At 60.1% G+C, this 6,827-nt stretch carries 8 protein-coding genes; 1 reads left to right on the forward strand and 7 read right to left on the reverse strand.

Features of this window, described 5'->3' with window-relative positions; translation table 11 throughout:
- Nucleotides 1–103: 103 nt before the first annotated feature.
- The 4 genes from ACE4YL_RS03580 to ACE4YL_RS03595 all read right to left on the reverse strand — a co-directional run bounded on the left by ACE4YL_RS03580 (nucleotide 104) and on the right by ACE4YL_RS03595 (nucleotide 4,908).
- Nucleotides 104–559, reverse strand: coding sequence for a hypothetical protein (locus ACE4YL_RS03580; protein ID WP_461369240.1), 456 nt, complete (start codon nucleotides 557–559; stop codon nucleotides 104–106).
- Complete coding sequence (locus ACE4YL_RS03585; RefSeq protein WP_461369241.1) at nucleotides 556–3,375, reverse strand: DUF5906 domain-containing protein; 2,820 nt, start codon at nucleotides 3,373–3,375, stop codon at nucleotides 556–558. The genes ACE4YL_RS03580 and ACE4YL_RS03585 overlap by 4 nt, the downstream gene beginning before the upstream one ends.
- Before the next feature lie 174 nt (nucleotides 3,376–3,549).
- A complete protein-coding gene (locus tag ACE4YL_RS03590) occupies nucleotides 3,550–3,771 on the reverse strand; it encodes a hypothetical protein (RefSeq protein WP_461369242.1) in 222 nt (73 codons plus the stop codon).
- Between the two features lie 537 nt (nucleotides 3,772–4,308).
- Nucleotides 4,309–4,908: a hypothetical protein gene (locus tag ACE4YL_RS03595; RefSeq protein ID WP_461369243.1), complete on the reverse strand. Its 600-nt coding sequence runs from the start codon at nucleotides 4,906–4,908 to the stop codon at nucleotides 4,309–4,311.
- Nucleotides 4,909–5,312: 404 nt separating this feature from the next.
- Between ACE4YL_RS03595 and ACE4YL_RS03600 the strand changes: the two genes are divergently transcribed.
- On the forward strand, nucleotides 5,313–5,762 hold the full coding sequence (locus ACE4YL_RS03600; protein ID WP_461369244.1) for an Ltp family lipoprotein: 450 nt from the start codon (nucleotides 5,313–5,315) through the stop codon (nucleotides 5,760–5,762).
- 71 nt (nucleotides 5,763–5,833) lie between these two features.
- Here the strand turns inward: ACE4YL_RS03600 and ACE4YL_RS03605 are convergent, their stop codons facing one another.
- From ACE4YL_RS03605 to ACE4YL_RS03615, 3 genes are all read right to left on the reverse strand, one after another.
- Nucleotides 5,834–6,262, reverse strand: coding sequence for a hypothetical protein (locus tag ACE4YL_RS03605; RefSeq protein ID WP_461369245.1), 429 nt, complete (start codon nucleotides 6,260–6,262; stop codon nucleotides 5,834–5,836).
- Nucleotides 6,259–6,447 (reverse strand): hypothetical protein, encoded by a 189-nt coding sequence (locus ACE4YL_RS03610; RefSeq protein WP_461369246.1) that lies wholly within the window; start codon nucleotides 6,445–6,447, stop codon nucleotides 6,259–6,261. Before ACE4YL_RS03610 ends, ACE4YL_RS03605 begins: the two co-directional genes overlap by 4 nt.
- A partial coding sequence (locus ACE4YL_RS03615; protein WP_461369247.1) for a hypothetical protein occupies nucleotides 6,444–6,827 on the reverse strand: 384 nt, incomplete at its 5' end. The genes ACE4YL_RS03610 and ACE4YL_RS03615, both read right to left, overlap by 4 nt.

The raw sequence follows: 6,827 nt of genomic DNA on the forward strand, positions 1-6,827 counted from the left end.
GGGCAAAACTCCGGGGGCTTCGGGTGCCGGTCCCCGTCGAGTATAGATTCATGCTTGCAAATCTCCCCGCAGTCCTCTTGAATACACACATACGTCTTAAACTTCATATCGCTGTTACCACCTTGAGAATTCGTTTCTTCGCCTGCTCGGATGCTTTAACCACGGCCGGCAGGCTGATCGCTGCCAGGGAGAGGTACGCCGGCACCTCCCACCACGAGCCGCCGTCGTCCTTCATGCTTAGCCAGGTCTCGACCTGGAAGAGGAGGATCGGTTCGTCGGCGGGGAGGATGTGAGCGACGGCTGCGAGAGCTCGTTTTGTCTCCGCCGGCAGTCGGTCCACCTCACCCTTCAGGATCCGGCAGATTCGCTGCGTGGTCCGCTCCCACTCCGCCGGGCGGCCGTCGCGCGGGAGGGTGTCGATCGCAAACGCTGCACCGGTCTTATCCCGGACCACGGAGACTTTCGCCGCGTGGATCCGGAGGGGTCGGCCCTCGAGGATCGCCCGGGCAACCTCCGGCGGGAAGGTCTCGAAGAACTGCTGCGAGGCGGCGGAGGTCATGGGCGCACCTCCTCGGTAGTGAGTTTTTCAAAACAGGCTTTACAGAGTCCGGCCGTGCCGCGCTTGACGTTGAAGTCCAGGGGTCGCTCGCGGTATGATACGCCGACCGTGTTACACGCTGCACACCTCTGGTTGAACTGTGGGTGACCAAGTGTACTGTAGTCGTCGGGGTCAGGAGAGTAGGGCACCCTCCCCTTGTCGGGCGAGTCGCTGTTATCCCCGGAGACCTCCGTTCCTGAGACCGGAATACTACAAACGGTCGGTTGTCCCTGGTCAGGGTGGTCAGGGGTATCTACAACCTTATTAGTGTATATGGGATCAGTACTTTGTACCTCTTTTCTCTCACATGCTATAAGATTTAAAACACCCTGACCACCCTGACCAGAAGGTAAGGAGGAGGAAGCATCCTTCCACCTGATCCCAAGGTAAGATTGCTTCCGGTCTCCACCCTCCCGGGGCCGTGTGCCTGGTATCCCCAACCGGTTTAGGTCCATTGAGAACACGCTCTTCGCTCGTGCGGCAACCCCGTTCTCTTGACAATACCGGATATATGCCGAATAGACATCATCCTTCGGTATGGTCGAAGCCGGGTCCCGCTCGAAGACGGCCCATAGGAATTTGACGGTGGTATCGGCTGCCTCCACCCAGCGCCGCTTGACCTCATCGGTATCCATCCGCTTCAGGGCGGCCGGGTCCTTCATCACCGCGACCACTAACTTGAGCACGAGGTTCAAGAATGCCGAATAATTCTCGTCGGTGAAGAGCGCCGCTTTCCATCCATCATTGCGAGGAAATTTGTTCGGGAACGTGACGTATACCCAGCGCGACCAAAACGCATCATCATCCACCTCTTTAATCTTCGGCGGGCTGTTGCAGGTGAAGACGTGAACCGCCGTCAGGGTTACATGACATGCGGCTTCGTGTTTGCGCTCTATCCGGTGCTTGAGACCGCCGGTAAGATTCTTCACCGTCCCCACCGACCTGACCGCGACCGCTCGCATCTCGTCGTGAATGTTCGCCAGTTTGTGTTCGAGATCGGCCAGGGCAAAACGGTCCTCTGTGAGCCGGTAGAGGTCTACCTGACTGTATCCCCCCTCCCCGAAGAACCCATACAGAAACTCGCAGTATGTCGTTTTGCCGCCGTCGTGTGCGCCCTCGAAGAGGAAGAGTTGTTTCTGGACTCGTCCCCACATCTGAAGGATTGCAACCGCCGGAGGTTGCAGAAGGTAAAGGATATCGTCATCTTCTACCCACTGGCTGAGAACCTGCATAATATGTGTGGGGTTTGCGTCAGGGTTGTAGGTCACCGGCAACCGATAGCTGAACCGATACTCCGGGCTATGTGGCACGAGGTCGATCTGATGGGTGTCAGGATCCACGCGGAGAACGCCATTCTTCACCGGAAGATGCCAGGGCAATCTGTTAAAGGGGTATTCGCTCTGTGGGTTCTCTGCCAGGAGATACGCGGTAACCTCACGCCGGATTGTGGTAAAAGCGCCGTCATATCCGATCGTTTTTAGGATCTCTTTAATCCGCGCTGCAATCTGGCCTCGGTCTCTTTGATAAACGCCGTTCTCGTAGACATAGAGCGCATCGTTGAAAGAGACCGTATGCAACTCCTCGTGAATGATCTCTGCCAACCGAGCATACTTGATCGTAACTTGTCCGTTTCGGGAGACCTCGAACAGAGCATCGAGCGTCGCAACGTCTCGTGAGACCGCTGCAGGTACTGGTGCGGGCGTCTCCTTCACCGTCCGCGCGGGCTTCGGCCGCGTCTGTTTCGGCTCCACCAGGTCCCGGAGATCCCGCCACTTGTTCCCGGTGCATGATTTATGGTGACATCCCGCATCCAGGGCACCGCTCGTGAGTTGCCCCACCCAGGCAGAGCGATCCCGGTGCGAGGGGTCCCACGGACATACCTCAAACTCGTAGAACGTCTGGTACCGGGATCTGCTCTTCGGGCGGTAGGACGGGAGGCTTGCGCCGTATTCCTGTAGCCAGTCCTCGAGGTCGATCCCGGGACCGTCGGACCGGGGGCGATCTCGCTGTTGCGGCTCCTCCTCCGGGGCTCGCGCTGCCAGCGCCTCCAGCACCTCCAGCGGGGCCACCTCGATCGGCTCCGGGACTTCCAGGATCCGGGCACGTCGGTGCGGTCGCTCCGGGGTGTGGTCCCCTTTGCGTGCTAGAGTGCCATACAGTTTGCAGATCCGGGCCGCGTTAGCCATCGTAGGATCTACCTCCCACCCGGGGTTACCGTCCTTCGCAGGCGTATCAAACGCCGCACCCAGTGCCTTAAGGCACCGCTCGATCAGAGCCTTGCTAGTCTCGTCGTTTGGTAGGTCGATCCGATACAAGAGGTGCGCACCGTTCCCGGAGTCCGCCACGATCGGGGGCGGGAACTCGTAGTACTCGGAGAGGAACCGGGCAATCTTCCCCGCTACCTCCAGGGCGGCCGCGTGTTCCGCGTCGGTGGAACTGATCCCGGATGGACGTTCCGCGTCAATGTCCACCACAAACCAGCGCCGCCGGATAACGTCATCGTCGCTGGTCGTCGCGGCACTCTTCGACATCCGAGTTTCAATCCGGTTGGCACGCCGGGAGAGCAAGGCGGGGGTGATTTCATTGAGGGTGAAATAGATCCCCTCATAAGTCCCGACTGAATCCAGGGCCTCGATCGCCTTCGCCGCCTGCTCCAGGTGGTCCGCATCGTAGTAGCCGCTCGCAGTCCACGGGTTAAGGGCTCGGACCTCGAAGATCCCATCCTCCGGGGTGAGGAGCTGGAGCGTCCGGAGGATTTCAGCGTATGGACCGCTCAAGCGCTCACCTCCAGGAGTTGGTACCGCCGATCGCGTCGCAGCGGGCAACCGCGCAAGGCAAACCGCCTGCAGGGGCCGGTTGACGTCAGGAACGAGCCGCATAACGTGCCGGCCAACGACCGGCAGACGGTCGGTAGATCCTCTGAGGGTATGCTCCCGGAGGATATAGGAACCTTAATATATTTCTCCTGCGTATAATTCATTGCAGTTCCTCGCTATGTCGCTGAGGTCGGTCTTCGCCGAGACCTTCCTCGAATCCTTGTTCTCACTGTCTGCTAACTGCCAGCGCCCTTTCTCGATGAGCACTTCGGCGATCGCTCTATGAAACGCTGGTAAGTGGTCGAGCGTTTCCTGGTCGATGACGAGACCGGGAGCGGGGGCGCTTGCTTCAGCCATTGGCGATCTCTCCTCGTGCAGGCTGCGCGCCATCGTCTGGGAATACGACTATCCGCCCGAAAACCCGGATCAGTCTGAGTAGTCCGACCGCGTTTAAGGTCTCCACCCGGTAACGAACAAGCGACTCCCTCTGCCGGGGACATACCGCGCGGTGAATCTCTGGAATGGTCGCGCCGTTTTGCGCGCTCTGAAGGTACCTAAGAATGGCCTCGTCTAGACCATCCGGTCGGTCTCTGAGTTGAATTTCCATTCGTGTTGCTCCTGTGCCCAAAATAGCGAGTGTGCACAGAGAACCGACATCGTTTTATAAGAGGTGCTATGTTATAGCACTACACTTATATGCACATATATCTAATGTATATGTTGTAACTACTACATACGATGTAACAGTTCTCGGGGCACGTCGGGTTCGTTGCCACGATCCCGTGCCCGCTAATCTTAGGCATACTTACTAGTAGGGGCTCTATACTCTTAAGTGTTCTCATGCGTTGCTGGAGTTTACGCCATCCGCGGGCCGGCCACACTTCGGACAGGGAGTCATTCCACCCACTCCAGACCGATCCGTACCTCGTCGTCGCCGGGTCCGGGCATCTGTGCCAGGATCGACCGCTGGAGCAGGTCGGGGTAGGGGTACAACTCGATCCCGTCCGTCACCAGGTCACCGGCTCCGGAGTGCCGGACCAGCTCCACGGTATCCTGCTTCGGGTGCCAGATGGCGATCCGCCGGCCGCCGGGGTTCTTCTCCTGCCAGGCGTGATCCGCCTCCCACCGGGACCGGGAGATCCGGGCCGTCACCCACTCCGGGCCGCTCCACTCCGGGGCGTTCGCCTCGTCGCCGGGTCCCGGGACCACCTCGATCCCCCGGGCATCCACCCGGGCGTTTCCTATCGAGGCACGGACCATAACGTGATTCACCTGCACGGGGATCCCCTGCTCCCGGGCATAGTCGATCGCCGCCTGCACCCGCGCCAGGATCCCGGCCTCGTCCATCTCCCGGACGAATACCGTATCCTGGTATCCGTCCTCGATCGGGGTGTAGCTGTCCCGCTCGATGATGTGGAATGCCGGCCGGAAGTTCCCGTTCTCATCTACGTATGTCCGGTTATCCGGCCGGGAGATCAAAAGGTTGCGCTCCATCTCAATACTCCTCCGGGACCATGATCACGAACCGGGCCGGGGTCCCGCATGCGTAGAACTTGAACCGTCCTTCGGGAAAATCCGTGTACGGGCTTGAAGAAGCCAAGTTCTTAATCCGTTCTTGAAAATAAGCCCATAGCGCCGAGATTTTCGCATCGCTTTTGAACGGCGTGATCCCTGCCGTGCGTGTCGTAAATGTGGCGGCGATACAGAGTTAATCGTTCATCCGTTCGACATGACGGGAGCGTCTTGTCGGTCCCGGGCGAACCGGAGCAGCACCTCTGCCTGCAGCGCCGCCGCGCCCAGGGTAAAAATGAGGCGGTATGACGTCCCGGCAAATTTGCCGGAAGGTCGCGATCGAGAACAGCAATACTTATAGGGGTGGTATCCATACAAGCTGTCTTATGAAGTATCTGACAATTCTGTTGGTTCTCCTGCTCGCTGTGAGCCTGGCGGCGAGCGGCTGCACGAGTACGACCGCCGACCCTGCACCGACACCCGGGACGGCCACACCAACGCCGACGCTGACGCCTAAACCGACGCCAACTCTGAAACCCGATACGGCGACCTTGGGCGAGAAGAACGCCGCGGCGAAGGCGTTGAGTTACCTACGATATTCGGCGTTCTCGCGCGAAGGATTGATCGACCAACTCGAGTTTGAAGGATTCTCCCACACAGAGGCCGTGTATGGCGCTGACCAATCCGGCGCTGACTGGTATGAGCAGGCGGCGAAGAAGGCTGAGCAGTATTTGAAATACTCGTCGTTCTCCCGGTCCGGGCTGATCGACCAACTGGAGTTTGAGGGATTCACCCGCTCACAGGCTGAATATGGGGTGAAGGCGGTCGGGTACTAACCCCCTTTCTCCTACCCGGATACTCCCGGACAAGGCCATTTTGCGCCCTGTTAAAAGTGGTTGTGGTGGAGTTACGCCTTCTCCGGCGCGGCGATCAGCTGAACCAGGGCGTCCCACGCCTCCGGCTGCTCCTCGCGGATCCGGGCGACCACTGCCTTAAAGCGCGGGTCGTCCGGGGTCGTGCCGGCATCTTTTGCAAGCATCCTCTCCAGGGAGTCGCCGGGCGCCTCCTTCTTCTGCGGCATACCGCACACGGTGCAGAAGCGCCTCTCCCCTTCCAGGATGGCACCACACCACGTGCAGGGTACCGGCTCCGGGGCGGCCGGGCCGGGGACGTCCGCCTCGTCGAAGACCGCCCGGATCGTCTGTGCAACCGCTGCCTTGTAGTGCTCCAGGGCTTTGCGGGAGTTGTGGCGCTCGTCGTCTGTCAGGTCGCTTTCGGCGAAGTCCAGGCACTCCAAGACCGCCGAAACAGTGGTTCCAAATTTGACGTTTGTCATGATATCGTCTCTTCTGTTGGTTTCCCCTTGACGGATGCCGCCGGGAGGGGTCGCACCTCCCGCCCCGCGTGGTTACGGTGGCGGTCTGCGTTCCAGTTCTCCAGGATGGCCACGACCTCCCGGACTTCCGCGCGAAGCGCCTTCGCCTCCGCGAGCAGGGTTTCCGCGTCCTCGACGGGGATCATGCAAACGACCTCACGAGGTCATGGTCGATCGACTTCGCCTGCTCCCGATCCGCGTCGATGATCGGGGCCGGGGCGGAGAGCCTGGCGGCGAGCTGCTGCCCGGAGAGTACCTTCTGCACCTGCGCGAGGGGTGCGGTCATCAGCCTGCTCTCGATCCGGACGTTCACCGCCCGGATCTCCCGGAGCGGCCGGGCGGTGCCGGCGCGACCGACGAAGACCTCACGGCCGGGGCGTTCCTGCACAAACTGAACATCTACCGCGTGGCCGTTTAGGAGTTTCGGAACGTCCGCGGCGGCGATCACAAGTTGCCCGAGTTTCCACCCGTCCACCTGCACCTGCAGTGCGTCGTGGTGCTTCTGGATTTTCCCACATGGTCTGAA

The sequence above is a fragment of the Candidatus Darwinibacter acetoxidans genome (genome assembly GCF_041936445.1).
GTDB lineage: Bacteria > Bacillota > Limnochordia > Darwinibacteriales > Darwinibacteriaceae > DTU010.